Genomic DNA, 26,610 nt, shown 5'->3' with positions numbered 1-26,610 from the left:
CTTTTAGAGACACTGCGCGCTAACCGTTTTCACCGGTTTAGCCTGCATAGTAGTGGGAAGATGGTAACGGGCACGGCAGGTCTTCGCGACGCGACTGTCCATCCAGCTGACTTCAACGGTGCCCTCGTCCGGCATCCCGCTGAGATAAACCAGCCCCTGCTCCGCCACAATGCCGGATGCCGCCTCGTCGTCCCCAATCAGACGCGCGCTGGCACCGAACGGTAATGGGCCCTGCGCGCCGCGCAGCGTAAAGAGCACGCGGCTACCGATATGGGTGTGGTAGTCGGCTTCAACAATGGCACCACCGTCGGGGATCACGGTCTGCGCCTGTAGCTCCACGTCGGCGTCGTCAGGCAACGATTCGGTATCAAGGCTGATATCATTTTTCCGATAGGCGGTGAGCGTCGGCACAATGGCGTAGCCGCGCCAGTCGGTGTGCAGATCGGTGCCGTTCTGAATATCGACGTTGCTGGCGCCCGGTGCCCGCACGACAGCAAAGCTATCGCCGGTATACTGACCGAAGGTAACGCCGTGCGGATGCGCCACAATCGACCCTGACGCCCCCCAGGTCACCTGGCTATTCACGTTATCGTGCTGATAACCCAGCTGCGTTTCACCATAGCCGCCGCGATAATCCAACGACACGCCGCTGTTGCTCCCCTGCCCCTTGTTGCCGTACCCCTGCTGAACGGTGTAGTAGAGATTATTTTTCTCCAGCGCCGAACCGTACAGTGAGGCCTGCTGTGAGGTATAGCCGTTATTATCGGAGGTGGTGCTGTAGCTGACGGAGCTGTCCGCCAGTTGGCTGCCCAGCGGGATATTCAGGTTAAAGGAGAACGAACGATCGCTCTTATTGTTCTGGGTCGACTGCGTAAAGTAGTAGCCCACGCCCCAGGAGATCCCTTTCCAGGCGCTATAAAAACCGACGTGCACGGTCTCATCCTGTCCTTGTGAATGCCAGTAAGTCTGGGTCCAGGCCGACGCGGACAGGCTGCCCATATCGCCGAGCGACTGCGACAGCGACAGCTCCTCTCGGCTACGCTTGTTATCGGAGACGCCGTAGCGCCCCTCCAGCGCATTCGCTTCGCCAAAATCGTAATAGCGGCTGGAGGAGTAGCGATAGCTCGCCAGGCTCAGCGTCGTGCCGGTAGAGGAGAAGCTCTTTTGATACTGCAACCGTGCGGAGTTACCGCGAAAGCGTTGCCCGGAAGGCGTGCGGGTGGCGGCGCTGGTGTAATCAGCCCCCAGCGACCCCAGTTCGCCAAAGCCGTGGCCCAGGCCAACCGACCACGCCTGATAGTCATCCGCCAGCTGCACTCCGCCGTAGAAAGTGATATCGGCGGGCAAGCCGTAAAATAGCGTCGACTGCATAAACTGCGGCTGGCGGGTCTGCGGTTGGGTTGAGTAATAGCGTCCGATGCTGGCGCTGTACTTTATGCGCCCCTGGCGCAGCATAAACGGCACGGCGGAAAACGGCTGGGTGAAATGGCGTACCGATCCATCGCTCTCGGTCACCGTCACCTCCAGATCGCCGCTTTGCGCGGTGGGATAGAGATCATTGATCGCGAATGCGCCAGGGGCCACGAAGGTTTCATAAATCACGTAGCCGTGCTGGGAGACGGTCACTTTAGCGTTACTGTGCGCCATTCCGCGAATTACCGGGGCGAAACCGCGCTGGCTATCCGGCAGCATCTCCTCCTGCGACATCAGCTGCACACCGCGAAACTGCACGCTGTCAAAAACATCGCCGTTGGTATAGGTATCCCCCATTCGCAGCTGGCTTTTCAGCGCCCGAATATCGCGCTGCAGATAGGTGCTTTGCGATCGCCAGCGGCGGGTTTTATCGTACTGCATCGCGGCGATATTGCGCAGCCGCCAGCTGCCGAGGTTAACGCCGCTGCGCAGGTTCAGGTAGCTGGTACGGCTGTCACCGCCATCCTGCCGCGCCTGCGCCCCGGTCAGGTTGTAGTCGACAAAGGCCGCCGGAATACCGTCATCCCAGCGTGCCGGATCCACGTACCCCTGGCTTTGCTGGTTCATCGCCGCCTGCGGAATGCTCAGATTCAGCCGTTGCGCGGTGAAGTCAAACTTGCTGCTGGCGTTGGGAATAAATCGCTCGATGCGAGTCAGCGGTTCGCCGTCGTGCAGTTGATTGAACGTGGCAAAGGCGCTGACATTGACGCCGTATTCGGCAAGCTGAGCCGTGGTCAGGCGCGGCAGCAGCTGACCATCGTCTTCCACAAATTCAATCGTTTCCTGGCTTACCTGCTGGTTGTTAACCCACACCGACACCGGATAGCGCCCCGGCTGCTGGCCGCCGGATTTGGCGAAATAGTGCAGGTCAGCGGTTTTCTGCTGCGGGTCACTTAGCTCCACCGCCGCCGGGTCAAAATAATCGTCCGCCCTGGCGGGGGCGTGGTAGCACAACAGCAGTAGCGCCGTCGGTACGCAGGCTAGCAGGGTGCTAGCAGCAACCGTCGCCTCGTCGGACGGCATATCAGGAGTATATTTTTTCACAAGAGAAGCCGACAAAACGGTTACCGTTGCGCGAAGTCAGTCGCGCCGCCAAAGTCGTTGATCGCCCGCCACTTCACCACACCGGTGCGGCTGATGGACCAGGTTCTATCGCCAAACGGGGCAATCATCCCCGGTGATTCCAAATCAACGCCGCCGACAGATAATGAGAAGAAAGAGACAAAGTAAGGCGTAGGGTTATGCGCGACCAGGCTGGCACCGCGCGTTTCAAACGTCAGCTGTTGAAACGCGTCGTTGGCCTCACCGGCAAGATTATTCGGGCGATAGAAAATCTTAAACTTCGATTTAATATTGACCTGTAATTTATTCGTGTCGTTCTTATTCGATGGCGCAATACTTTTCACATTCAGCCAGAAAACAGACTCACGGTCGGCAGGAAGTTTCGCGCCGGTAAAATTAATACGGAGAACGTTTTTTTGTTCCGGGTCGAGGCGAAACAGCGGCGGTGTGACAATAAACGGCGGCTGACTTTTATCGCTGGCGGTGTAATTTTCAACCCACGACTGCACCAAATAGGGAACGGTTTCATCGGCGTTCGTTACCGATATAGAAGCTTCACGCTTACCTTCTTCATATATAACTCGAGTACCGCCCATGACAATACCGGCCTGTGCCGTCACCGAGACGACAAATAAAGAAAGAGCAATGCTCATAATCCAACGATTCATGGGAGTACCCAACTATCCAGAATGAAAAAAAGAGAGCAGAAGTCGCCTTCTGCTCTCGGATTCATTAGTTGTAGATCATATTAAAATCAGCTACACCATCGGCTGCACCGCTCGCGACGGTTGCACCGGTGGCCTCGTAGTCTGCATAGAAGATCAGATCGGCAGAACCATTACCCGATGAGCCAGAGGTTACCGGCTGCTTTTCCGACACGGACCCTGGGATTATCTGCTTACTCTGGTCATGTTCGTACAGTTTGATACCCACACCGGTCGCACCGCCGTTCACCTTGAGCAGCGAAGGTTCCTGCGCATCCGTGTTACCGTCAAACAGGACAGCTACCTGCTTAACGGAGTTTGGGCAATCTTTGACTTTAATGTGGAAGGCTGTTTTGGTTGACTCAACACCGGTACCGGTAAAGTAAGTTTTCGCCCATTTACCGAGGTCAACGCTCTGGTTTGCACTATTGCTGTCTACGTTGCAGGAGGCATCCGTAATTTCGCCGGTAAATTTCACCTCGCCGCCAGTACCCTGAGTCCCGGCAGTGGAAGCCAAAGGAGGAGCTGCAGTAACGGTACCGGTAACTAATACGGCAATAGCACAGGCCATGATGCGGGATTGTGTTTTCATTTTCGATCTCTGGTTAACTTATACTTATGCAGCCGCCCTGCAGGCCAATATGACCCACCCGGCCTCTGCCGTCATATCCTCCATGTTTATTAAATCTTTATTCCATCAGCAGGGTATTAAATGCGTAACCACATCGCTCTAATTAATGTATACAATTAAAAGTCGATTTAATATTTTTCACTTCACCAACGGAGAGTGACGATTAAATTATTAGAAATACGATGAAGATCATATTCGTATTAAAAATCGATGCAATGCATTATTTGGTAAAATAGCCGTAAAGACATTTAAACCATATATATAAAAATAAAATATTATCACCCTATGTTATTTTAAGATGAACATTAGCGCACAACACATTACCCATAAGAAGGGGTTATTTTAACATTCCCTGGGCAAACTTAACGAAATTAACCCACCAACGCACTTTTCGCACCGCGATTTATGACAAAAAATGCGGTCCACGCGCCAAACTAAGATGATTCCTACGCGCATTTTTATGCACAAACGTCGACTTTTAAACCACCAACAGAAGAAATAACATTTTCATTAACAAGTTGATCTTTTATCTCGCCAACGTTCCTCCTTTAGTTTAGCATTACCTTAATTAAGAAAAGGCTAAATTAATATGAACGATAGCGAACGCCTGCGAGCCAGCGCCGGTGAAGCGGCAGCGCTGCTAAAAGCGATGAGCAACCCCAACCGGTTGCTGATCCTCTGCATGCTGTGCGATGCCCCCGGCACCAGCGCCGGTGAACTGGCGAAGGCCAGCGGGCTCAGCCCATCGGCTACCTCTCAGCACCTTGCCCGCATGCGCGAAGAGGGGCTGATTGACCGCCAGCGCGATGCCCAGCGGATTTACTATTCCATCCGTAACGAGGCGGTACAGCAAATTGTTGCCACCTTGAAAACGCTCTACTGTCCCTAAGAGAGAAGCTAAATGACCGTTGAAGAGATCTCCCCACAGGCAGCCCTTGCGCTGATTGAGCAAGGTGCAACCCTCGTTGATATCCGCGATGCGGACGAATATGCCCGTGAACACATCCCCGCCGCTCGCCTGCTGCCGCTCGGCAGCATAGATCAAGGCGCAACATTTGCAGCCAGCGCCGATACCGTCGTTATCTTTCACTGCCAGTCCGGCAACCGCACGCGCAACAACCAGAGCCGCTTAATCGCTGCCGCGGCCCCGGCGCAGGTTAAACTCCTGGCAGGCGGCATTGAAGCCTGGCGTCAGGCCGGCCTCGCTACCGCGGTAGACAAATCGCAGCCCCTACCCCTAATGCGCCAGGTACAGATTGCCGCTGGCGTGCTAATTTTACTGGGCGTCGTGCTCGGCTATAGCCTCTCCAGCGCGTTCTTCCTGCTCAGCGCTTTTGTGGGCGCAGGGTTAACCTTTGCCGGAGTGACGGGATTTTGCGGCATGGCGCGACTGCTGGCGGTGATGCCGTGGAATCGGCGCTCATCCACCACCGGCGTATAAGCACTCAATAACAAAGGAGCACCTGAGATGTTTGCACCTGGCGATCTGGTTCAACCGAAAATGGGCGGACCAAAGTTAAAAGTGATTGAAGCACATGAAGACAGCATCGTGGCGGTACAGGCCAGCGATGAAAACGGCAAGCAGTACACGTTAAAGGCGGCGGACGTGGCGCCGTATAGTGAAGAAGGCGACTTTGGCGTTTGCTGATGTTGCGCTGCGGTGAGCGTCGCTCACCGCCTCATTTCGACGTTTATGAATAGTTACCCAAAAATCACGCATATCCTCCAAATACCTCTCACAGAACTAAACGCCAAAACACCCGCTTATTTACGGATAAAAACGCTGAACGTGACCTTATTCACATAAAAATCAGCATTGCCGTGCTTTGGCGCTGACACACACGATCTCTCATCCTTTTTTACCATTTCGAAACAGAGAGTAACTAAATGATTTTTATATAAAAAATAGACAACAAAAACAAAAATAGCGCGGCGAACATAAAACAATCAAAAACAGAGCATTTTATTGACAAAAGCGCATTAAATAAAAATATTTCACTAGTTGTTTGTTCCAATCCAGATAGATAATCTATACACGTCAATTAAACCAACCCAAAACGCCATAAAACAGACCACTTTCTGTATTAACCGTTCATTTTCGAGGAGCATACCGATGTTCTCTGCGCAGTCACGCCTGCGTCATGCGGCAGCAGACACTTTCGCCATGGTTGTCTACTGTTCCGTCGTGAACATGATGATTGAAATATTTCTCTCAGGAATGACCTTTGAGCAGTCACTTTCATCGCGCCTGGTTGCTATCCCGGTCAACATTATTATTGCGTGGCCGTACGGTATTTATCGCGACTTTATTATGCGACAGGCGGCTCGCATTAGCCCGGCGGGTTGGGTAAAACGCGTGGCGGACCCGTTGGCCTATGTCACCTTCCAGTCGCCGGTGTATGTGCTGATTCTGCTGAGCGTCGGTGCCGACTGGCACCAGATCCTGGCGGCGGTCAGTTCTAACGCCGTGGTATCGCTGGTGATGGGAGCCGCATACGGCTACTTCCTGGATTTCTGCCGTCGCCTGTTCCGCGTGGAACAGTACACTCAGGCAAAAGCATAATCATATTGGTATAAGTGACTGGCCAAGCCAGTCACTTACTTACAACTTCTCGCCAAATAGCCCATCAATAAAGCGCTCTAACGCCATTCGTGAACTAAAACCGTGCGGGATGCCGTAATGCTGCTCAACTTCGCCGCCTAAATAGAGCGGAAACTCTGCGTAGTGATCGCAGGCCTTAATATCAGAAGCCGGTTCGGCAAATTTGTTACTGCGATCTTTCAGCGCCGGATGAATGATCAGCGCCGTGCGCCCCATTCGCGCTTCGCGGTTGACGTACACATAATTCTCACCACGGCGGTAGCCGTAGGCTTTCGGGGTTACCGCATCCATGGTAAAGCCCGCTTTTTCAAGAACGCGCGCCACCTCATCAGGTCGTAAATACATATATTATCCTCTTTATCTTTTACTGCATCGCCACCTTACCGTAATCAGTATTCGCCTCGCTTTCAGATAATTCCAGAAACCTGCCAATCTCCGGCAAATTATGTCGGGTGACCTACACTTATTGCTCCAACAAAATTTGTGGAGAACCTCATGTTTAAATCACTTAATCGCCATGATGCTGATGATGAAGTCCAGGATATTCATAATGACGTCAGCCAATTAGCCGACAGCCTTGAGAGCATCCTGAAGAGCTGGGCCAGTGAAGACAAAGACGAAATTGAGGCCGTCCGCCACAATGCGAAGAAATTGCTGAGCGAAACACGCGCGCGCATTAATGGTCGTACCCGCATACAGCAAAGCGTATGTGACGTTGCGGGCTGTGCCGATGACTATATTCGTGATAAACCGTGGCAAAGTGTGAGCGCTGCCGCGGCAGTGGGGATTTTTATTGGCGTATTATTAGGCAGTCGTCGATAATATCATCACAACGATGTTGATAATAAAAACGCGTCTCCCCCCGGAGTATCTTTGATACCCGGGGGTTTTTAATTTATGGCGGCCTTCAACGCCGCGACCTGAGCATCGGCCATCTGCTGCGACACGATATTGGTAAAGCTCATGATAAGCCCGGCCTGGCCTCGCTGGCCGATTCGCCAGTCGTTTACCGCCTGCACCGCCAGCCCCGCTTGTCTGGCCCGCTGCGCCATGAGTCGGTCGTCACCGTCTACCGTTACCACCAGTTGAATCCCCCCCAACTGCTCCTGCACCTGAAAGCCGTTAGCCCGTAGCGATGTTTCCAGCCAGCGCCGACGCTCGGCATAGTGAACGCGCATCTTCTTCAGATGCCGCCAGAAGTGCCCTTCGCGCAGAAAATCCGCCAGCGTCTGCTGACAGAGCACCGGAACCGGGCAGGCCAGCCGCTGTGCCTGCCGACGAAATGCCGCCACCAACGGTAACGGCACCACCAGCCAGGCGGTACGCAGCGCCGGGAACAGCGACTTACTGAAGGTACCGGCATAGATAACCCGCTGCGGCGCATCCAGGCTTTTTAGCGGCGGCAGCGGTTTCCCCTGATAGCGGAACTCGCTGTCGTAATCATCTTCAATAATCCACGCGTCATGATGCGCAGCCCAATCCAGCAGCTGTCGACGTCGTGGCAGCGATAGCGCCACGCCGGTAGGGCTTTGATGGGCCGGGGTGAGCAGCGCAAAGCGCGCGGTCGTGGGGCGCGGGGTTATCCATTCTACGTCCATGCCATCCTCATCTACCGCCACCGGATGTAGCGTCACGCCTGCCTGTTCAATGACCGGGCGAATCAACGGAAACCCAGGGTCTTCCATCCACATTCCCTCCCCACGTGCCTCCAGCGCCTGCAGGATAAGCCCCATAGAAGCTGCGTAGCCGGAGGTGATAAACACCTGTTCGGCCTCGCATTCAATGCTGCGGGAGAGACGAAGATATTCGACGATGGCCTGACGCAAAGACAGTTCACCGCACACGTCGCCCAGCGCAAGGTCGAAGCGGGTTTGTATGCGCAGCCTATGCCCCATCACTCGTGCCCACTGGCCGCGGGGAAAGAGATCCAGTGCGGGAAGGCCAAGCTGGAAAGGCTGCGGCTGGAAGTGCTCCCCGCCAAAACCGAGAGGCTCGGCGGCAACCGGTTCAAGAGTTAAGTGATCGCTTACAAACGTGCCCGCCTGCCCGCGACGCTCCAGCCAGCCTTGCGCCACCAGCTCGCCGTAGGCGTTTTCCACCGTCACCCTTGAAACACCAAGCTCCTGCGCATAAACCCGGCTGGAGGGTAAGCGCCTGCCCGCCTTCAGTTCACCCTGTTCTATCGCCGCTTTCAGCGCTCTGGCAATCTGCTGATAGCGTGGTACGCCGCCCGGTTTCATGGTCTTATTTTTTACTCCAAATATGGCTATCTTTTTAAGACCATTATAGTGCTATTTTTGTCCCATCTTGAACGAGGAGTGACAATATGACTGCATTACGCCAACCCTATAGTGAACTGAGCCCGAACGTCTATGCCGGGCTGGTTCAGGCCAGCATCGCCCTGGAAAAAAGCTCGCTGGAGCGCCCTCTGCTGGAGCTGCTTTACCTGCGCGTGTCGCAGATTAACGGCTGCGCCTTCTGTCTGGAGATGCACAGCAAAGCGCTGCGTAAGTCTGGCGTGGACCAGGTGAAGTTGGATGCGCTGGCGGGATGGCGAGTGAGCAATCACTTCAGCGATGCCGAGCGTGCAGCGCTGGCCTGGGCAGAAGATCTGACCCACATCGCGGAAAACCGCGCAGAAGACAGCGTGTACCAACCGCTGCTGGTTCATTTCAGCGCCGAGCAGATTAGCGATATGACCTTCGCCATCAGCCTGATGAACGCCTTTAACCGCCTTGCCGTCAGCATGCGGATGTAATAAAAAAACGCCCGCAAATAATCGCTATTTGCGGGCATTAATTTCCCTCCATTATTCTCCATTTCCCTGCCAAATATCCCCCTGATGATTACCCGGATATTTCTCAAAAAATCGCCATCATCATACAAATATCACTCAAAATTCGGCAGTGATTTTTCAGACAATATTCATGCCTTTTTTTAGATCTCAACCAAATTTCGCATCGAAATTCATAAAAAAATCAATCAGCGTCAATTCGCCCTCAGCCCTTATATCATGGGAAATGACGGCGATATCACCCTATTAGCTATTTCGATTGAAAACGGATTGAGGGTTGTCACATCGTCTCAGTATGCTAGGGTATAAACAGGTCATTATTTTCATCAGGTAACATATCGACATAAACTAAAAACAGGAAATCGCATATTGCATGGCAGTTAAATTAGAAGTTAAGAATCTTTATAAAATATTCGGCGAGCACCCACAGCGAGCATTTAAATATATCGAGAAAGGTTTTACCAAAGAGCAAATTCTCGATAAAACTGGATTATCACTTGGCGTTAAAGACGCCAGTCTGGCCATTGAAGAAGGCGAGATATTTGTCATCATGGGGTTATCTGGCTCCGGCAAATCCACCATGGTACGCCTTCTCAATCGTCTGATAGAACCGACTCGCGGTCAGGTGCTGATAGACGGTATGGATATTGCCAAAATATCCGATGCCGAGCTGCGGGAAGTTCGCCGTAAAAAAATCGCGATGGTATTCCAGTCATTTGCGCTCATGCCGCATATGAGCGTGCTGGAGAATACCGCTTTCGGCATGGATCTCGCCGGCGTTCCCGCCCAGGAACCTCAGGAGAAAGCGCTGGACGCGCTGCGTCAGGTTGGCCTTGAGAACTACGCTCATGGTTACCCGGACGAACTCTCCGGCGGCATGCGTCAGCGCGTCGGTTTAGCCCGCGCGCTCGCCATCAACCCCGACATTCTATTAATGGATGAGGCCTTCTCGGCGCTCGACCCATTAATCCGCACCGAGATGCAGGATGAGTTGATAAAATTACAGGCGAAGCATCAGCGCACCGTGGTCTTTATTTCCCATGATCTCGATGAAGCGATGCGAATTGGCGACCGTATTGCCATTATGCAAAATGGCGAAGTGGTACAGGTCGGCACGCCTGATGAAATTCTGAATAACCCGGCCAATGATTATGTCCGCACCTTCTTCCGCGGCGTGGATATTAGCCAGGTCTTTAGCGCCAAAGATATTGCCCGCCGTAATCCGGATGGCCTTATCCGTAAAACGCCAGGTTTCGGCCCTCGTTCGGCATTGAAATTATTACAGGATGATGACCGTGAATATGGTTACGTCATCGAACGCGGTAATAAGTTTGTTGGCATTGTCTCCATCGATTCATTGAAAGAGGCCCTAAAGGCGAATCAGGGAATCGAGGCGGCATTAATTGACGAGCCGCTGGCCGTTGATGCCCAGACGCCGCTCAGCGAATTGCTCTCTCACGTGGGTCATGCACCCTGCGCCGTACCGGTTGTTGGAGAAGAACAGCAGTACGTCGGCGTTATTTCAAAAAGAATGCTGCTACAGGCATTAGATCGCGAGGGGGCAACAAACAATGGCTGATCAATCAAATCCGTGGGATACCACACCGGCTGCCGATAGCGCAGCTAACTCCGCCGATGCCTGGGGTTCACCGGCATCAGCACCGTCCGGCGGCGGCGCCGACTGGCTGCATAACGCGCCCGCACCGCAGCCTGAGCACTTCAATATTATGGACCCGTTCCATAAAACGCTGATCCCGCTTGATAGCTGGGTGACACAGGGGATCGACTGGGTGGTCACGCACTTCCGCCCGGTGTTCCAGGGCATTCGCGTGCCTGTCGATTACATCCTGAGCGCCTTCCAGCAGCTGCTGCTGGGGATGCCTGCACCGGTGGCGATTATTATTTTCGCCCTGATCGCCTGGCAGATTTCCAGCGTCGGTATGGGCATTGCGACTCTGATTTCGCTGATTGCTATCGGCGCTATCGGCGCGTGGTCTCAGGCGATGATTACGCTTGCCCTGGTGCTGACCGCGCTGCTGTTCTGCGTGGTGATAGGCCTGCCGCTCGGCATATGGCTGGCGCGCAGCCCACGGGCGTCAAAGATTATCCGGCCGCTGCTCGATGCGATGCAGACCACGCCAGCGTTCGTTTATCTGGTGCCGATCGTCATGCTGTTCGGTATCGGTAACGTACCGGGCGTGGTGGTGACCATTATCTTTGCCCTGCCGCCGATTGTGCGTCTGACCATTCTCGGGATTAACCAGGTACCGGCCGACCTTATCGAAGCGTCGCGCTCCTTTGGTGCCAGCCCGCGCCAGATGCTGTTCAAAGTGCAGTTACCGCTGGCGATGCCGACCATTATGGCCGGTGTGAACCAGACGCTGATGCTGGCGCTGTCGATGGTGGTTATCGCCTCGATGATCGCCGTCGGCGGTCTGGGTCAGATGGTACTGCGCGGTATCGGCCGTCTGGATATGGGCCTTGCCACCGTGGGCGGCGTCGGGATCGTTATCCTCGCGATTATTCTCGACCGCCTGACCCAGGCCGTAGGCCGCGATTCTCGCAGCAAAGGCAACCGTCGCTGGTTCAATACCGGCCCGGTTGGCCTCCTGATGCGTCCCTTCTCTAAGTAACCATCGTATTGGCCCGGCAGGCGTCGGGCCAATGCTCCGCAACAATCACTATTAAAGGAACAACGATGCGACACTCATTCGTCTTAGCTACCGCTTTCACTACGCTGGTTTCAGCCAGCACGTTCGCCGCCGACCTCCCTGGGAAAGGCATTACCGTTCAGCCGGTACAGAGTACCCTCTCCGAAGAGACCTTCCAGACGCTGCTGGTCAGCCGCGCGCTGGAAAAACTGGGCTACACCGTCGATAAGCCAAACGAAGTCGACTACAACGTGGCTTACACCTCACTGGCTGCGGGTGATGCCACCTTCACCGCCGTCAACTGGATCCCATTGCATGATGATATGTACGCCGCCGCCGGTGGTGACAAGAAATTCTACCGTGAAGGCACGCTGGTCAACGGCGCGGCACAGGGTTATCTGATTGATAAAAAAACCGCCGACCAATACCACATCACCAATATTGAGCAGCTAAAAGATCCTAAGATTGCCAAGCTGTTTGACACCAACGGTAACGGCAAAGCCGACCTCACCGGCTGTAACCCTGGCTGGGGCTGTGAAGCGGTGATTAACCACCAGATGGACGCCTATGAGCTGACGAAAACCGTCGAGCACAACCAGGGTAACTACGCGGCAATGATGGCCGATACCATCACCCGCTTCAAAGAAGGTAAGCCGATTCTGTATTACACCTGGACGCCTTACTGGGTAAGCGATGTGCTGAAGCCGGGTAAAGATGTCGTCTGGCTGCAGGTGCCGTTCTCTTCCCTGCCGGGCGTGCAGAAAAATATCGATACCAAGCTGTCTAACGGCGCAAACTATGGCTTCCCGGTCAGCACCATGCATATTGTCGCCAACAAAGCCTGGGCCGAGAAAAACCCGGCAGCGGCGAAGCTGTTTGCCATCATGAAGCTGCCGCTGTCCGACATCAACGCACAGAACGCCATGATGCATGACGGCAAAGCATCAGAAGCCGACGTGCAGGGTCAGGTCGACGGTTGGATCAAAGCCCACCAGCAGGTGTTTGATGGTTGGGTGAAAGAGGCGCTGGCCGCGCAGAAATAAATAAATCGTTGCGCCGACGCCGGGCTACATCATATTAGTAGCCCGGCCGAGCAACGCGACGCCGGGAAGGCTCGGCGTCCACCAAAAAGCACAATCCGCTACGCATCATTTCCCCCCTCCCCCGCACCTTTCGTTATTATCGACCCCATCTTTCCTTACTTTCTCAATACCATGACTAAACCTGCTCACGGGCTTAGCCCGGCTTTGATCGTTTTAATGTCGGTCGCCACCGGCCTTGCCGTAGCCAGTAACTACTACGCGCAGCCGCTGCTGGAGACCATCGCCCGCCACTTCTCGCTTAGCGCCGGACAGGCCGGTTTTATCGTCACTGCCGCCCAGCTTGGCTACGCCGCCGGGCTGCTGTCCCTGGTGCCGCTTGGCGATATGTTCGAGCGCCGTTCACTTATCGTATTCATGACCCTGCTGGCCGCAGGCGGCATGCTGATCACCGCCAGCAGCAGCTCGCTCGGCATGATGATCCTCGGTACCGCGCTGACTGGTCTGTTCTCCGTTGTCGCCCAGTTGCTGGTGCCGATGGCTGCCACTCTCGCCGCGCCGGAAAAACGCGGCAAAGTTGTCGGTACGGTGATGAGCGGACTACTGCTGGGGATACTGCTGGCGCGCACCGTTGCCGGGCTGCTGGCAAGCCTCGGCGGCTGGCGCACCGTTTACTGGGTGGCCTCCGCGCTGATGGTACTGCTGGCCTTCGCGTTGTGGCGCGGGCTGCCGAAGCTCAAGCAGGAGACGCATCTTAACTACCCGCAGCTGCTCGGTTCTATCTTTAGCCTCTTCGCCAGCGACAAGCTGCTGCGCACCCGCGCGCTACTCGGCTGCCTGACCTTCGCCAACTTCAGCATTCTGTGGACGTCGATGGCATTTCTGCTCTCCGGCGCGCCGTTTAACTATTCTGAAGGTACTATCGGCCTGTTTGGCCTTGCAGGTGCCGCTGGTGCGCTGGGCGCACGTCCGGTCGGTGGGCTGGCGGATAAAGGCAAAGCGCATCTGACCACCACCTGGGGTCTGGTGTTACTGCTGCTTTCCTGGGTCGCTATCTGGTACGGGCATACGTCCGCTATCGCGCTAATCATCGGGATACTGGTGCTCGACCTGATGGTGCAAGGCGTGCATATCACCAACCAGACGGTGATTTACCGCGTTCAGCCGGATGCTCGTAACCGCCTCACCGCAGGCTATATGACCAGCTATTTTATCGGCGGCGCGGCGGGCTCGCTGCTGTCGGCCTCTGCCTGGCAGCACGCCGGCTGGCTGGGCGTGTGCATCGCGGGCAGCCTGATGGCTGTCGCCAACCTGTTAGTCTGGTGGTGGGGTTTTCACCGCCAGGAAGCGGAATAGCGGCGCTGCTGCCGGGTATACGTATCCGGCAGCGTTATGTCATAGACTAACCACATAAATTACGGACAATAATTCATTTACTTTATTTGTCACTATCGTTACTATATCGACTGTAACTAATGAGGTAATGCCCAGATGGATAGTTCGTTTACGCCCATTGAACAAATGCTGAAATTCCGCGCCAGCCGCAGCGAAGAGTTCCCTTTCCAGGAGATCCTTCTCACTCGCCTTTGCATGCACATGCAGGGCAAGCTGCTGGACAACCGTAATAAAATGCTGAAGGCTCAGGGGATTAACGAGACGTTGTTTATGGCGCTAATCACGCTGGAGTCTCAAGAAAATCACAGTATTCAGCCTTCCGAGCTCAGCTGCGCGCTGGGTTCATCACGCACCAACGCCACGCGTATTGCCGATGAACTGGAAAAACGCGGCTGGATTGAACGTCGTGAAAGCGACAATGACCGCCGTTGTCTGCACCTGCAGTTGACCGAAAAAGGTCATGAGTTCCTGCGCGAGGTGCTGCCTCCTCAGCATCACTGTCTGCACCAGCTTTGGTCTTCACTGAGCCTGGCTGAAAAAGACCAGCTCGAACATATCACCCGCAAGCTTCTCACCCGTCTGGATCAGATGGAAGAAGACGGTTCCGTACTGGATGCCCTGCGCTGATACCACCGCGTTAAAAAAGTAGATGAAAGGCCAGCAGATAACTTCTGCTGGCCTTTCTGGTAGGAAAAACAGGTCGGCTAAGCCGAAACAAATAATAAGAATGTGGAGAATCACATGAGCGCAAATGCGGAGACTCAAGCCCCGCAGCAAACCGCCAACAAGAAAGGCAAACGTAAAAGCGCCCTCATCTTGTTGACCTTGCTCTTTGTTATTATTGCCGTAGCCTATGGGAGCTACTGGTTTTTGGTGTTGCGTCATTATGAAGAAACCGATGACGCTTACGTGGCAGGTAACCAGGTTCAAATCATGGCGCAGGTATCTGGCAGCGTGACCAAAGTCTGGGCTGATAACACCGACTATATTAAGCAGGGCGACGTGCTGGTCACCCTCGATCAGACCGATGCTCAGCAGGCCTTTGAGAAAGCGCAGACTCAGCTTGCCTCAAGCGTCCGTCAGATGCGTCAGCTGATGATCAACAACAAGCAGCTGCAGGCGAATATCGATATTCGCAAAACCACGCTGGCTCAGGCGCAAACCGACCTTAACCGTCGAATTCCGCTGGGCAACGCCAACCTGATTGGCCGCGAAGAGCTGCAGCACGCCAAAGATGCCGTCACCAGCGCGCAGGCCGCTCTGGACGTGGCGATTCAACAGTACAATGCTAACCAGGCAATGATCCTCGGCACTAAGCTTGAAGATCAGCCTACGGTTCGTCAGGCAGCGACCGAAGTCCGTAACGCATGGCTTGCCCTGCAGCGTACCAAAATCGTCAGCCCGATGAGCGGCTACGTTTCTCGTCGTTCCGTACAGCCGGGCGCGCAGATTAGCCCAACCACACCGCTGATGGCCGTTGTGCCTGCCAGCAACCTGTGGGTAGATGCTAACTTCAAAGAGACCCAGCTTGCGCATATGCGTATTGGTCAGCCGGTCACCGTCGTCAGCGATATTTACGGCGATGATGTGAAATACACCGGTAAAGTGGTCGGTCTGGATATGGGTACCGGTAGCGCCTTCTCCCTGCTGCCGGCACAGAACGCCACCGGTAACTGGATCAAAGTGGTACAGCGTCTGCCGGTGCGTATCGAACTGGATGAGAAACAGCTGGAACAACACCCGCTGCGTATTGGTCTGTCTACGCTGGTGAAGGTCGACACCTCTAACCGCGACGGTCAGATGCTGGCTAACCAGATCCGCACCAGCCCGGTTTACGAGAGTAACGCGCGTGAAATCAGCCTCGACCCGGTTAACAAGCTGATCAACGACATCGTCCAGGCCAACGCCAACTAATGCTGGGGTGCGCGTAATGCAACAGCAAAAACCGCTGGAAGGCGCGCAGCTGGTCATTATGACCATTGCGCTGTCGCTAGCCACCTTCATGCAGGTGCTGGACTCCACCATCGCCAACGTGGCGATTCCGACCATCGCCGGTAACCTTGGCTCATCGCTGAGCCAGGGGACATGGGTCATCACCTCGTTTGGGGTGGCGAACGCCATCTCCATTCCGATTACCGGCTGGCTGGCAAAACGCGTCGGCGAGGTGAAGCTGTTCCTGTGGTCAACCGTCGCCTTCGTCATTGCATCATGGGCATGTGGGGTATCCAACAGCCTGGGCATGCTGATTTTCTTCCGCGTGATTCAGGGGGTTGTTGCCGGGCCGCTGATTCCACTGTCGCAAAGCCTGTTGCTCAACAACTACCCGCCGGCCAAGCGCGCCGTTGCACTGGCGCTGTGGTCAATGACGGTGATTGTGGCGCCCATTTGCGGGCCGATTCTGGGCGGCTATATCAGCGATAACTATCACTGGGGCTGGATCTTCTTCATCAACGTGCCAATCGGTGCCCTGGTCGTGCTGTTAAGCCTCCAGAGCCTGCGCGGTCGTGAGACGAAGACTGAGCAGCGGCGTATCGATGGTATTGGCCTGGCGCTTCTGGTGCTGGGTATTGGTAGCCTGCAGGTCATGCTCGACCAGGGTAAAGAGCTCGACTGGTTTAACTCAACGGAGATAGTCGTACTGACGGTGGTGGCGGTGGTATCGCTAAGCTTCCTGATTGTCTGGGAGTTAACCGACGATAACCCGATAGTCGATCTGTCGTTGTTTAAGTCGCGAAACTTTACCATCGGCTGTCTATGTATCAGCCTTGCCTATATGCTCTACTTCGGCGCCATTGTTCTGTTGCCGCAGCTATTGCAGGAGGTCTACGGGTACACCGCAACCTGGGCAGGTCTGGCGTCCGCACCGGTCGGGGTGATTCCGGTGCTGCTGTCGCCGATTATCGGTCGCTTTGCCCACAAGCTGGATATGCGCCGTCTGGTCACCTTCAGCTTTATTATGTATGCCGTCTGTTTCTACTGGCGTGCCTATACCTTCGAACCGGGGATGGACTTCGGCGCGTCGGCATGGCCGCAGTTTATTCAGGGCTTCGCCGTGGCGTGCTTCTTCATGCCGTTGACCACCATCACGCTCTCCGGGCTACCGCCTGAGCGTCTGGCGGCGGCATCGAGCTTGTCGAACTTTACCCGTACGCTAGCAGGTTCTATCGGCACCTCGATAACCACCACGCTGTGGACCAACCGCGAGGCGTTGCACCATGCGCAGCTAACGGAGTCAGTGACGCCGTTCAACCCGAACGCCCAGCAGATGTACGATCAGCTGCAGGGTATGGGCATGACGCAGCAGCAGGCTTCCGGCTGGATAGCCCAGCAGATCACCAACCAGGGGCTGATTGTCTCCGCCAACGAAATCTTCTGGGTTTCGGCCGGGATATTCCTCGTCCTGTTGGGCCTGGTATGGTTCGCCAGACCGCCGTTTGGCGCGGGTGGTGGAGGCGGAGGCGCCCACTGATAAAAAAGCCAGCTCGGTTGAGCTGGCTTTTTTTTGGCCTGAATGACCGTCTTATCTGGCCTACGAGTAGCCCGGACGAGGCGTTTACGCCGACTCCGGGGAAGCAACTCGGCGAAACTCCAGCCAGTCAATCGCCAGCCCTGGTTTAATCTCCTCGGTCTGCACCTGGTAATATCCCGGCAGCAACTGTACACGGCACAGCTTCTGGGTCACCGTCTTCCCCATCGTGCCACGGGTCTGTACGGTGGCGACAAACTTACCGTTGAACAACAAATTAGTCGCCGTCTGCGCCAGCGGCATTGCTGGGGAGTTAACGCTTACTAACAGGTCATAAACCCCTTCACGCTCGATATGGATAGCCAGCGTGTCGCTATAGCGTAGCCGCGATTCCGGCGCGATGTTGATGGCATCCTCGATGTACAGCGAGGCATCGGCCGCCATCGTTGGCACGTTCACCTTCGGCACCTCGCCGCGTTTCACCACCTGGGTATGCAGCATAAACGACAAAATATTACGCGCGCAGCGCTGAAGCTCACCTAAGGTCAGCAATCCCTCAGCCAGCGCGGACAGTGTGTTATCGTTCCCGGCGTTAATTTCCGCGCCGTTGTTGTTGATCACCATATAGAGATCGTTCTGCGCACGGATCATCGCCGCCGTATTGTTGACCGTCGCTTCACCGCCGCCAATGGCATCATTCATTTTGGCCCACCAGTCGGTCATCACGATGCCGTTAAAGCCCCAGTCATCGCGCAGTATCGTGGTGTTCAGGCAGTAGTTTGATGCCGACCAATGGCCGTTAACCGGGTTATAGGCCGTCATCACCGCCATCGCACCGCCCTGCTTCACCGCGTACTCAAACCCCTTGAGATAGATTTCACGCAGTGCACGCGCGGACACCACTGCATCGGCCTGAGCCCGCGCATGCTCCTGGCTATTGCAGGCAAAATGCTTCAGCGTAGCGATCCCGCCGCCGCTGCGTATTCCTCTGACCATCGCCGCAGCCATCATGCCGGTCAGCAGCGGGTCTTCGGAGAAGTACTCAAAGTTACGCCCGTTGAGCGGGTGACGATGAATATTCATCCCCGGCCCCAGCAGCAGGTCTATCTGGTTTTGCTGTAGCTCCTTGCCTTCCATCACATACAGACGCTCTACCAACACCGGGTCCCAGGTGGAAGCCAGCAGCGTACCGCTGGGCATCAGCGTGGCGTGGGCGCCGTTATCCATGCGGATCCCCGACGGGCCATCCGCCGTGGCCGCCAGCGGAATCCCCTTTTCCAGCAGGCTATCGCCGGTACCGCCAAACGCGGAAGCGACGCCCGGCGTCACCTTATGGCTGCACATCCCCTCGCCGCGCACCAGGCACGCCAGCTCCTCTGCGCTTAGCTGAGCGATAAACGCCTCCATGCTGACGCGACCATCAACCACATCAACCAGCTTAAAGCCTTTATCGCCGGTGATGGCGAGCGCTGGCGGAAGGCGATCGTGAATACGCTCGCGCAGAGAGATTTTGCGCCGGGGCACCTCTTCCCACTCCGCCTGCCAGACACCGGGCTGCGCGCGTTTACCCGGACGCAGTCGCGAAAAGGAGACCGTCGGCGCCAGCGCCTGTTCGTGACAGGAGAGCACCCGCAGCAGCGGCTGGGTGTAGCCCTCTTCACCCTGCACGCGAACCGCCTGCAGTTGATTCACGCAGTTGCCTCCCCAGAACCGATACAACCCTGGCTCCAGCACCCAGCAGTGAGGATTGCCGGTCACACCGCTGTCGTCCCAGGACGCTAACCGCTCCAGCGGCACGGTCAGGGTCAACGTTTCGCTTTCTCCTGGCTGCAAGATCCGGGTTTTGGCAAACGCCACCAACGCGCGTGTCGGCTTGCCCAGCGCCCCCTGCGGCGCTTCGAGATAGATTTGCACCACCTCGCTGCCCGCAAATCGTTCGCCAACGTTATCAACCTTCGCCGTTATCTGGAAAAACAGTGGGTTATCTACCATGCGCTCGGCATGCAGCGAATGAATAGCAAATCGGGTATAGGAGAGCCCAAAACCAAAAGGATAAAGCACCTGCTGCGGGCAAAAGGTTTCAAAGTAGCGATAACCAACGTAGATATCTTCCTGATAGATATTCTGCTCGCTATTGCCCCAGCAGGCCGAAGAAGGATAGTCATCCAGCGAACGGGCGATCGTATCCGTCAGCTTACCGGAGGGCGTCACCTCGCCGCAGAGCAAAGCAGCAACGGCCCGACCGCCATCCGGTCCGCCGTGCCAGGCGTACAGAATTGCGCCGAGATGCGGGCGCAGCAGCGGGTCTTCCGCCCACGACATATCCATGATGGAGGAGACGTTCAGCACCACGATAACGTTGCTGAAGTAGCGGCATACCGTGCGCAGCATGGCATACTCCAGCTCGGTTAAGCGATAGCCCCCCGGTACGTCGGCGTTGTCTTTATCTTCACCTGCGGTACGCCCAATCACCACCACTGCTTTATTCGAGACCCGCTTCGCCTGGGCCACGACATCATCATCAAGCGGCATCTCCTGTTGATGCCAGGGCTCCTGTGCCCACCCGCCGCCGCCGTTATCAAACGGATGCGTCATCACCCATTGTTCATAGCGCTGTGCCAGCAGGCCATTGACTCGCGCGCCGCAGCGCTCGCGCATCGCCTCCAGCAGGTTGCAGGTGGCGATCACATTGACCGCGCCCCCCGATCCGGTACCGCTGCGGTAGTAGTTGATTTGCGTGCGGCCAAAAATGGCGACACGGTCCAGGCCCTCCAGAGGCAAGGTCTCCGGCCTGTTTTTGAGCAGCACGGCACCCTGTGCCGCCACGTTCATTGAGAATTCGGCAAACCCCTCCAGGGGCTTGCCTGGCAGACGCTGATGCATACGGGTGGATTCCTTGATTGCCATTACGCTTCTGAATGCGCGAAGGTGCCGTTTTTCAGATCATCAACAACATGGTTCATCCGGTTTTCATTTAAGCGGTAGAACTTAATTGAGAATGCCGTTAGCACATAAAACAGTGCCGGAACCAGCGTGAATAACAACATGACACCCTGTGCCGCCGAATCTGATTGTGAGGTCACGCCTGATTCGTAATGGAAATAAGCCAATACCCAGCCAAGAATCGCGCCCCCCACGGCAACGCCCAGCTTAATTACAAATATATTAGCGGCCACATTCATACCGGTAATTCTACGACGCGTTTTCCATTCGCCGTAATTATTGGAATCGGTAATCATTGACCATTGCAGCGCACCGTTGCCACCCTGAATAATAGAAATAATGATATGAATGGCGAATATAGCGATCCACATTTGCGGTGGCACGAAGAAACAGATAACACCAAATCCAGCGGTGATTAAATTCACCCAGAATGAGAGTTTCACTTTACAAAAACGGGTGCCAAACGGTTTAGCCAGCACCGAACCCGCCATCGAGGCAAACATCCCGCCCAGCATAAACAGCGTGATGATATCAGCCCCTTTATTGAGCACGGTATTGATGTAGTAAACCACCGCGCCGCCGCGCAGCACCACGGCAACCAGCATCATAAAGTTGTACACCGAGAGGACCAGCCACTGATCGTTTTTGAACAGGATCTTCACATCGCGGGCAATATTGAGGTTCTCTTCTTTAATCGGCTGGACGCGTTCTTTGGTGGTAAAGAAGCAGACAATAAACATCAGGCAGCCAATCACGCCAAACAGCGCCATTGATACCTGAATGCCGGTAGCCCGGTCGCCAGGATAGAGGAAATCCGCCAGCGGCAGGATAAACGCCGTTCCCAGCGCACCGCCGATAGGGGTGATGGCAAAACGCCAGGACTGCAGCGACAGGCTCTCACGCGGGTCGGAGGTTAGCGCTGCCCCCAATGAGCAATACGGGATGTTAATCGCGGTGTACATCAGTGTCATAAATATATAGGCCACAACCGCGTAAACGACTTTACCGCTATCAGAGAACGAAGGGATGGAATAAACCAGCACGCAGCTCACCGCGAACGGAACGCAAATTGCCAGTAGCCACGGACGGAAACGCCCCCAGCGCGTCGCGGTGGCGTCAGCAATCGCCCCCATAATCGGGTCAGTAATAGCGTCCAACAGTCGCACCAGCAGGAACATCGTCCCCATGACCGCCGGCGGCAGACCATAAATATCAGTATAAAAATAAGCAAGAATGGCGACCGAAGAGTCGAACACAATATGGCTGGCGGCATCCCCAAGGCTATAGCCAATCTTCTCTTTGATAGAAATCCTATCCCCTGTAGACATATAAACTCCCGTTTTTGGTTTTACGTTATGAAACCGGTTTCTGCGGGAGCTATTTTTTACAGTTCTCAGGTCGGGATCTATTATGTTTTTCAGCTATCCTATTATGTTTTTCGCTTTATGTGATCGCGAAACGGATCTAATAAATAGGGTAAAGGTTTTTTGTTTTATGGCTCACAAATTAAAAATCGTCACACTTATTTTAATTATGAATTGTTTTGTTGCAGAGAAACCACAAATATAACAATGGTGGGGAATAAAAAACCCGGAGCATTCCGGGTTTTATCAGTCTGCTGAATATACAAACGACACAAACTAGATGTGCAGTTCTTTCAGCGTCTCTTTTGGCAGCGCCAGTTCATCATTGCTATTGATGCGTACACCACGGTCGATAATGTGGCGCGCAATCTCCTGCGCTTCGCTGAGGGAGTGCATCTCATAAGTCCCGCACTGGTATACGTTCAGCTCTGGGATCTGATTTTGATCCTGCACTTTCAGCACGTCTGCCATTGCCGCTTTCCAGGCATCGGCTACGCGCTGCTCGTCCGGCGTACCAATCAGGCTCATGTAGAAACCAGTACGGCAACCCATTGGCGAGATATCGATAATCTCAACGCCGTTACCGTTCAGATGGTCACGCATAAAGCCAGCAAACAGGTGCTCCAGGGTGTGGATCCCTCTTTCTGGCATCACTTCCTTGTTCGGAATGCAAAAACGCAGGTCAAAAACCGTGATCGCGTCGCCGTGCGGGGTGTTCATTTTCTTCGCCACGCGAACGGCTGGGGCTTCCATACGGGTATGATCGACTGTGAAGCTATCTAACAACGGCATTTCGTAACCTCCTATATCACCTTCATGCTCACGCGTGCTGCACTTTTTTTCTATTCACGGATAACTGTAACCACTTGAATAGACACAACTTTATGCAATTCACCGCGCTCCGCTTCAGGATAATGTGATTTTTTTAAAAATAAACTGAACTCTTTGTTCCCATGCCAGTCTTAGTATATGAAAGACGCGCATTTGTTATCATCATCCCTGATTCAGAGATGTATATTTTGGCCACAGTGATGTGGCCTTTTTCTTTTGTATCAGGCGTGTCTCGCCAGCAGTGCTTCAAACGGTTCGTTATCCGCCTCTTCAATCTGCTGCTGACGTGCGCGGGAAGCATCACGCTCCTTCGCAAAATCCTCTTCGCTCAGAATCTCCAGCGGCTCCTCACGCAGCATCGTACGATACTGTTCGGCCAGCGCCTTGCCGGTACCGCCAATGCCTTCATCAAGCATAGAACGCAGAATACGCGCCGAGAAGGTTAAATCTGGATTATCAAAGCAGGCGACCAACTCATCGCATACCTTCTGGTATGCCGTGCCGCCATTAATGCCGTCCAGCGTCTGCGCGACGCGCTTAAGATCGTGGAACAGATCTTTACCTACTTTCGTCAGCGGGAACTGCGCCGTTTCACAGCCAATGCCCAGCGTCAGGCCCGGCTTACGCCCTTCCAGAATCACGCGATTCCAGTTCGTGCGCGTACACAGCAGCTCATCGCTGCTCATCTCTGGCGCATCCGCCAGCACGCACCAGACCATAAACAGGTCAAGGAAGCGAATCTGCTGCTCGTCGACGCCAATTGGCGAGAACGGGTTGATATCGAGTGAGCGAACTTCAATGTACTCGATACCGCCGCGCAGCAGCGCATCGGAAGGCGTTTCGCCGTCGCGCGTGACGCGTTTAGGACGAATGGGCGCGTACAGCTCGTTTTCAATCTGCAGAATGTTGCTGTTGATCTGCAGGTGCTTACCGTCCTTCTCAAGGCCGATACGGGCATACTCTTCCGACGGGGTTTTAATCGCGCGCTTTAATCCTGCCACATACTCGTGCAGTTCGTTAAACGTAATTCCGAGATTGCTTTGCGATTTATTGGTATAGCCAAGGTCGCTAAGGCGCAGAGAGGTGGCGTACGGCAGGTAGTACATGCCGCATTCCGTTTTCTCAAACGGCAGCGTGGTCGGTTTGCCCTGCAGGAACGAAGAGCAGATTGCCGGTGACGCCCCGAACAGATACGGGATCACCCAGCCAAAGCGGTAGTAGTTGCGAATCAGACGGAAATAACCGGCTGAAATTGCCTCTTTATCGTCGGTGCCACACTTCGCCTGCCAGAATGCCATTGGCAGCGAGAAGTTGTAGTGTACGCCAGAGATGGTCTGCATCAACGCGCCGTAGCGGTTCTTCAGACCTTCACGATACAGCGTTTTCAGGCGGCCGATATTCGACGTGCCGTACTGCGCCAGCTCAATCTCCTGACCCGGTGCAATGTAGCAAGGCATGCTCAGCGGCCACATGCGTTCGTCGCCCAGCTGACGTGCGGTGTAGCGATGCACGTCACGCAGCAGCGTCAGCATATGGTCAATGTCGCCATCAACCGGAGTAATAAACTCCAGCAAGGCTTCTGCAAAGTCCGTGGTGATCCATTTGTGGGTCAGGGTTGCGCCAAGCGCTTCCGGGTGACCGGTTGTTGCCAGAGAACCATCTGCATTAACACGCAGCGTTTCGCGCTCAAGTCCGCGGTGGATCCCCTGAAGAGCCTGAGGATGTTTTTCCAGCCAGGACAGCGCCTGTGATACGTCCGGGATCAAATTGACCTCCCGCCTGTCGAATTCATTTTATTAAGCATAATTGTCATCGTGGAGATGCGATATTCCACCTGCCATCCAATTAGTGCCACCACGTCATGCCCTGAAGCGTCAGCGCCGCGACTGCGACGTAACGTAACGCTTTCCCCAGGCATAAAAAAAAGAGTACTGGTCCCCAGGAAATACGCATCCACCCTGCCAACAGGCACAGCAAATCGCCGATAACCGGCATCCAGCTCAGCAGTAGCGTCGCCGCGCCGTAGCGTCGGAGCCAACCCACTGCCTTTTCCTGCCATCGCGATGTTTTGCGTAATGGAAAAAAACGACCAAGAATAACGTTAGTAGCCCCGCCAAGGCTATTACCCATTGTTGCTATTACTACCAGAAGCCAGGGCTTACTCGCGCCAGAAAGCAGCAGCGCGACCAGCACGGCTTCGGAGTTACCCGGCAGCAGCGTTGCACTGAGGAAGCTGCTTGCAAACAACGACCCCAGCGCCAGAAATTCACTCACAGCAGACGTACGTCAACGGCGTCCATTCCTGCCGCCGCAGCGGCCTGAAGCCCAAAATCGGCATCTTCAAACACCACGCAACGCTCAGGCGGCACGCCGATCAACTCGGCGCACAGTAAGAACGTATCCGGCGCGGGCTTATGCTGTTTAACATGATCGGCGGCGACAACGGCCGCAAAATAGTGACGCAGTCCCAGATGTGCAAGCAGCGCTTCAGCCACGGCGCTTTCGCTACCGGTGCCGACCGCCATAGGACGACGGCCATGCCACTCCTTCACCACCTCAATAAGCGGTAATGGCGTGACCGAATCCAGCAGCATAGATTTTACCGCCGCGGTTTTTTCACGTGCGAGAAGATGGGGATCTAAATCGGCCTCATGGCTTTCAATAATCGCCTGAGCAATACGCCAGGTTGGAGAGCCATTCAGGGCAACCATCGCCTGTTCGTCGAACTGCATTCCATATCGTCCCAGCACGTCACGCCACGCTTTACGATGCGTAGGTTCCGTATCAAGAATGGTGCCATCCATATCAAAAATCAATCCAGCATAGCGTTCGTACATTGTCTTCTCACCCTTCGCCAACGTAGTGTTACTTTATCGTAAAAGGGGCTGATTGTCGCTGCCCGCCGCAGAGACGACAAAGGCACCGATAGGGTGCCTTTTTGCATGTTACTAGCTGAGGGGTTATTTAATCTGCATATCGTTTTCAACAACCCGCACGCCCTGTACCTGGCGCGTTACTTCTACCGCACGTTTTGCATCAGCTGCCGACGACACAAAGCCGCTCAGTTGCACGCGACCTTTAAAGGTCTGTACGTTAATTTCGCTGGATTTAATCTGCTTGTCGCTGAACAGCGCGGTTTTCACCTTAGTGGTTACGACCGTATCATCGATATAACCACCGGTACTTTCCTTGGTTGAAGAACCCGCACAGCCAGACAGCGAGATAGCTACCAGAAGCGCTGCACAGGATGCAGCCATTGCTTTGAACCATTTCATGGATTTCTCTCCTTGCACTCAGGTCACCAGAATAAGGGTGTCACAGAGATAAATTATAGTGGAAAGAATGGGTTGCCAATCAGAAAAGTGTGAAGAAGATTTTTTTGAGAGAAAAGCTGACGGATTTGCGAGAGATTAAGAAAAACAGGGAGATTTCAGAGAGAATGGTGCATCCGGGAGGATTCGAACCTCCGACCGCTCGGTTCGTAGCCGAGTACTCTATCCAGCTGAGCTACGGATGCATCGGGAAATTTGCTTTACTGCAGATTGATATCGCTGCTACGGCGTTATCGATTTTCTGTAACAACGCTAATGCGTTATCTCAGAGAAGATGGTGCATCCGGGAGGATTCGAACCTCCGACCGCTCGGTTCGTAGCC

At 54.6% G+C, this 26,610-nt stretch carries 25 protein-coding genes and 1 tRNA gene; 13 read left to right on the top strand and 13 right to left on the bottom strand.

The window, feature by feature from the left end:
- Window positions 1-3 precede the first annotated feature (3 nt).
- The 3 genes from HII27_RS15415 to HII27_RS15405 all read right to left on the bottom strand — a co-directional run bounded on the left by HII27_RS15415 (window position 4) and on the right by HII27_RS15405 (window position 3,831).
- Window positions 4-2,496: a fimbria/pilus outer membrane usher protein gene (locus HII27_RS15415; RefSeq protein WP_185668775.1), complete on the bottom strand. Its 2,493-nt coding sequence runs from the start codon at window positions 2,494-2,496 to the stop codon at window positions 4-6.
- A 41-nt stretch (window positions 2,497-2,537) separates the two neighbouring features.
- Window positions 2,538-3,203: a fimbrial biogenesis chaperone gene (locus tag HII27_RS15410; protein WP_185668725.1), complete on the bottom strand. Its 666-nt coding sequence runs from the start codon at window positions 3,201-3,203 to the stop codon at window positions 2,538-2,540.
- A gap of 64 nt (window positions 3,204-3,267) precedes the next feature.
- Window positions 3,268-3,831 (bottom strand): fimbrial protein, encoded by a 564-nt coding sequence (locus tag HII27_RS15405; protein WP_185668724.1) that lies wholly within the window; start codon window positions 3,829-3,831, stop codon window positions 3,268-3,270.
- 628 nt (window positions 3,832-4,459) lie between these two features.
- On the opposite strand from HII27_RS15405, the gene HII27_RS15400 reads away from it, so the two are divergent.
- The 4 genes from HII27_RS15400 to alaE all read left to right on the top strand — a co-directional run bounded on the left by HII27_RS15400 (window position 4,460) and on the right by alaE (window position 6,433).
- Window positions 4,460-4,759: an ArsR/SmtB family transcription factor gene (locus HII27_RS15400; RefSeq protein WP_185668723.1), complete on the top strand. Its 300-nt coding sequence runs from the start codon at window positions 4,460-4,462 to the stop codon at window positions 4,757-4,759.
- Window positions 4,760-4,771: 12 nt separating this feature from the next.
- Complete coding sequence (locus HII27_RS15395) at window positions 4,772-5,311, top strand: rhodanese family protein (RefSeq protein WP_185668722.1); 540 nt, start codon at window positions 4,772-4,774, stop codon at window positions 5,309-5,311.
- A gap of 27 nt (window positions 5,312-5,338) precedes the next feature.
- Window positions 5,339-5,518, top strand: a complete 180-nt coding sequence (locus HII27_RS15390) for a hypothetical protein (RefSeq protein ID WP_185668721.1) — start codon at window positions 5,339-5,341, stop codon at window positions 5,516-5,518.
- A gap of 465 nt (window positions 5,519-5,983) precedes the next feature.
- Window positions 5,984-6,433 carry an L-alanine exporter AlaE gene (gene alaE / locus HII27_RS15385; protein ID WP_123652669.1) on the top strand — a complete coding sequence of 150 codons (450 nt, stop codon included), beginning with the start codon at window positions 5,984-5,986 and terminating at the stop codon, window positions 6,431-6,433.
- 39 nt (window positions 6,434-6,472) lie between these two features.
- Here alaE and HII27_RS15380 read toward each other — a convergent pair whose 3' ends face one another.
- Entirely contained in the window at window positions 6,473-6,817 is a 345-nt protein-coding gene (locus HII27_RS15380) for a DUF2002 family protein (protein WP_185668720.1), read from the bottom strand.
- Window positions 6,818-6,967: 150 nt separating this feature from the next.
- Between HII27_RS15380 and HII27_RS15375 the strand changes: the two genes are divergently transcribed.
- Complete coding sequence (locus tag HII27_RS15375; RefSeq protein ID WP_185668719.1) at window positions 6,968-7,294, top strand: DUF883 family protein; 327 nt, start codon at window positions 6,968-6,970, stop codon at window positions 7,292-7,294.
- A gap of 68 nt (window positions 7,295-7,362) precedes the next feature.
- Here HII27_RS15375 and pdxR read toward each other — a convergent pair whose 3' ends face one another.
- Window positions 7,363-8,712, bottom strand: coding sequence for a MocR-like pyridoxine biosynthesis transcription factor PdxR (gene pdxR, locus HII27_RS15370; protein ID WP_185668718.1), 1,350 nt, complete (start codon window positions 8,710-8,712; stop codon window positions 7,363-7,365).
- Between the two features lie 86 nt (window positions 8,713-8,798).
- Between pdxR and HII27_RS15365 the strand changes: the two genes are divergently transcribed.
- The 8 genes from HII27_RS15365 (at window position 8,799) to emrB (ending at window position 17,821) form a co-directional block, all read left to right on the top strand.
- Window positions 8,799-9,230, top strand: coding sequence for a carboxymuconolactone decarboxylase family protein (locus HII27_RS15365; RefSeq protein WP_185668717.1), 432 nt, complete (start codon window positions 8,799-8,801; stop codon window positions 9,228-9,230).
- A 409-nt stretch (window positions 9,231-9,639) separates the two neighbouring features.
- Complete coding sequence (proV, locus tag HII27_RS15360; RefSeq protein ID WP_185668716.1) at window positions 9,640-10,845, top strand: glycine betaine/L-proline ABC transporter ATP-binding protein ProV; 1,206 nt, start codon at window positions 9,640-9,642, stop codon at window positions 10,843-10,845.
- Window positions 10,838-11,899, top strand: coding sequence for a glycine betaine/L-proline ABC transporter permease ProW (gene proW, locus HII27_RS15355; protein ID WP_185668715.1), 1,062 nt, complete (start codon window positions 10,838-10,840; stop codon window positions 11,897-11,899). Before proV ends, proW begins: the two co-directional genes overlap by 8 nt.
- 65 nt (window positions 11,900-11,964) lie before the next feature.
- Window positions 11,965-12,960: a glycine betaine/L-proline ABC transporter substrate-binding protein ProX gene (gene proX / locus HII27_RS15350; protein ID WP_185668714.1), complete on the top strand. Its 996-nt coding sequence runs from the start codon at window positions 11,965-11,967 to the stop codon at window positions 12,958-12,960.
- Between the two features lie 171 nt (window positions 12,961-13,131).
- Window positions 13,132-14,313, top strand: coding sequence for an MFS transporter (locus tag HII27_RS15345; protein ID WP_185668713.1), 1,182 nt, complete (start codon window positions 13,132-13,134; stop codon window positions 14,311-14,313).
- A 135-nt stretch (window positions 14,314-14,448) separates the two neighbouring features.
- On the top strand, window positions 14,449-14,979 hold the full coding sequence (mprA, locus tag HII27_RS15340; RefSeq protein ID WP_185668712.1) for a transcriptional repressor MprA: 531 nt from the start codon (window positions 14,449-14,451) through the stop codon (window positions 14,977-14,979).
- Window positions 14,980-15,093: 114 nt separating this feature from the next.
- Window positions 15,094-16,266 (top strand): multidrug efflux MFS transporter periplasmic adaptor subunit EmrA, encoded by a 1,173-nt coding sequence (gene emrA / locus HII27_RS15335; protein WP_185668711.1) that lies wholly within the window; start codon window positions 15,094-15,096, stop codon window positions 16,264-16,266.
- A gap of 16 nt (window positions 16,267-16,282) precedes the next feature.
- Window positions 16,283-17,821, top strand: a complete 1,539-nt coding sequence (emrB, locus tag HII27_RS15330) for a multidrug efflux MFS transporter permease subunit EmrB (RefSeq protein ID WP_185668710.1) — start codon at window positions 16,283-16,285, stop codon at window positions 17,819-17,821.
- Window positions 17,822-17,905: 84 nt separating this feature from the next.
- On the opposite strand, the gene HII27_RS15325 is transcribed toward emrB, so the two are convergent.
- The 8 genes from HII27_RS15325 to HII27_RS15290 form a co-directional block, all read right to left on the bottom strand.
- Window positions 17,906-20,725 carry a glycoside hydrolase family 3 protein gene (locus HII27_RS15325; protein ID WP_223883232.1) on the bottom strand — a complete coding sequence of 940 codons (2,820 nt, stop codon included), beginning with the start codon at window positions 20,723-20,725 and terminating at the stop codon, window positions 17,906-17,908.
- On the bottom strand, window positions 20,725-22,089 hold the full coding sequence (locus HII27_RS15320) for a glycoside-pentoside-hexuronide (GPH):cation symporter (protein WP_185668709.1): 1,365 nt from the start codon (window positions 22,087-22,089) through the stop codon (window positions 20,725-20,727). Before HII27_RS15320 ends, HII27_RS15325 begins: the two co-directional genes overlap by 1 nt.
- A gap of 312 nt (window positions 22,090-22,401) precedes the next feature.
- On the bottom strand, window positions 22,402-22,917 hold the full coding sequence (gene luxS, locus HII27_RS15315) for an S-ribosylhomocysteine lyase (RefSeq protein WP_185668708.1): 516 nt from the start codon (window positions 22,915-22,917) through the stop codon (window positions 22,402-22,404).
- 260 nt (window positions 22,918-23,177) lie between these two features.
- Entirely contained in the window at window positions 23,178-24,722 is a 1,545-nt protein-coding gene (gshA, locus tag HII27_RS15310) for a glutamate--cysteine ligase (protein WP_185668707.1), read from the bottom strand.
- A 79-nt stretch (window positions 24,723-24,801) separates the two neighbouring features.
- Complete coding sequence (locus HII27_RS15305) at window positions 24,802-25,230, bottom strand: YqaA family protein (RefSeq protein ID WP_185668706.1); 429 nt, start codon at window positions 25,228-25,230, stop codon at window positions 24,802-24,804.
- Window positions 25,227-25,793: a fructose-1-phosphate/6-phosphogluconate phosphatase gene (gene yqaB / locus HII27_RS15300; RefSeq protein WP_185668705.1), complete on the bottom strand. Its 567-nt coding sequence runs from the start codon at window positions 25,791-25,793 to the stop codon at window positions 25,227-25,229. Before yqaB ends, HII27_RS15305 begins: the two co-directional genes overlap by 4 nt.
- A gap of 123 nt (window positions 25,794-25,916) precedes the next feature.
- The gene (locus tag HII27_RS15295; RefSeq protein WP_035897502.1) at window positions 25,917-26,231 is read right to left on the bottom strand and encodes a BON domain-containing protein; all 315 of its coding nucleotides are present in this window, start codon (window positions 26,229-26,231) and stop codon (window positions 25,917-25,919) included.
- A 165-nt stretch (window positions 26,232-26,396) separates the two neighbouring features.
- Window positions 26,397-26,473 (bottom strand) — tRNA-Arg (locus HII27_RS15290).
- Between the last annotated feature and the right edge of the window lie 137 nt (window positions 26,474-26,610).

It is taken from the genome of Kluyvera sichuanensis (assembly GCF_014218705.1).
In the GTDB taxonomy this organism is placed as follows: Bacteria; Pseudomonadota; Gammaproteobacteria; order Enterobacterales; family Enterobacteriaceae; genus Kluyvera; species Kluyvera sichuanensis.
The sequence above is the reverse complement of the archived record's forward strand: the minus strand, read 5'-3'. Positions and strand labels throughout refer to the sequence as shown.

Bases quoted from the DNA above. Each gene is read 5' to 3' on its own strand.
- HII27_RS15415 (WP_185668775.1), bottom strand. From the start codon at position 2,496: ATGCCGTCCGACGAGGCGACGGTTGCTGCTAGCACCCTGCTAGCCTGC.
- HII27_RS15410 (WP_185668725.1), bottom strand. From the start codon at position 3,203: ATGAATCGTTGGATTATGAGCATTGCTCTTTCTTTATTTGTCGTCTCG.
- HII27_RS15405 (WP_185668724.1), bottom strand. From the start codon at position 3,831: ATGAAAACACAATCCCGCATCATGGCCTGTGCTATTGCCGTATTAGTT.
- HII27_RS15400 (WP_185668723.1), top strand. From the start codon at position 4,460: ATGAACGATAGCGAACGCCTGCGAGCCAGCGCCGGTGAAGCGGCAGCG.
- HII27_RS15395 (WP_185668722.1), top strand. From the start codon at position 4,772: ATGACCGTTGAAGAGATCTCCCCACAGGCAGCCCTTGCGCTGATTGAG.
- HII27_RS15390 (WP_185668721.1), top strand. From the start codon at position 5,339: ATGTTTGCACCTGGCGATCTGGTTCAACCGAAAATGGGCGGACCAAAG.
- alaE (WP_123652669.1), top strand. From the start codon at position 5,984: ATGTTCTCTGCGCAGTCACGCCTGCGTCATGCGGCAGCAGACACTTTC.
- HII27_RS15380 (WP_185668720.1), bottom strand. From the start codon at position 6,817: ATGTATTTACGACCTGATGAGGTGGCGCGCGTTCTTGAAAAAGCGGGC.
- HII27_RS15375 (WP_185668719.1), top strand. From the start codon at position 6,968: ATGTTTAAATCACTTAATCGCCATGATGCTGATGATGAAGTCCAGGAT.
- pdxR (WP_185668718.1), bottom strand. From the start codon at position 8,712: ATGAAACCGGGCGGCGTACCACGCTATCAGCAGATTGCCAGAGCGCTG.
- HII27_RS15365 (WP_185668717.1), top strand. From the start codon at position 8,799: ATGACTGCATTACGCCAACCCTATAGTGAACTGAGCCCGAACGTCTAT.
- proV (WP_185668716.1), top strand. From the start codon at position 9,640: ATGGCAGTTAAATTAGAAGTTAAGAATCTTTATAAAATATTCGGCGAG.
- proW (WP_185668715.1), top strand. From the start codon at position 10,838: ATGGCTGATCAATCAAATCCGTGGGATACCACACCGGCTGCCGATAGC.
- proX (WP_185668714.1), top strand. From the start codon at position 11,965: ATGCGACACTCATTCGTCTTAGCTACCGCTTTCACTACGCTGGTTTCA.
- HII27_RS15345 (WP_185668713.1), top strand. From the start codon at position 13,132: ATGACTAAACCTGCTCACGGGCTTAGCCCGGCTTTGATCGTTTTAATG.
- mprA (WP_185668712.1), top strand. From the start codon at position 14,449: ATGGATAGTTCGTTTACGCCCATTGAACAAATGCTGAAATTCCGCGCC.
- emrA (WP_185668711.1), top strand. From the start codon at position 15,094: ATGAGCGCAAATGCGGAGACTCAAGCCCCGCAGCAAACCGCCAACAAG.
- emrB (WP_185668710.1), top strand. From the start codon at position 16,283: ATGCAACAGCAAAAACCGCTGGAAGGCGCGCAGCTGGTCATTATGACC.
- HII27_RS15325 (WP_223883232.1), bottom strand. From the start codon at position 20,725: ATGGCAATCAAGGAATCCACCCGTATGCATCAGCGTCTGCCAGGCAAG.
- HII27_RS15320 (WP_185668709.1), bottom strand. From the start codon at position 22,089: ATGTCTACAGGGGATAGGATTTCTATCAAAGAGAAGATTGGCTATAGC.
- luxS (WP_185668708.1), bottom strand. From the start codon at position 22,917: ATGCCGTTGTTAGATAGCTTCACAGTCGATCATACCCGTATGGAAGCC.
- yqaB (WP_185668705.1), bottom strand. From the start codon at position 25,793: ATGTACGAACGCTATGCTGGATTGATTTTTGATATGGATGGCACCATT.
- HII27_RS15295 (WP_035897502.1), bottom strand. From the start codon at position 26,231: ATGAAATGGTTCAAAGCAATGGCTGCATCCTGTGCAGCGCTTCTGGTA.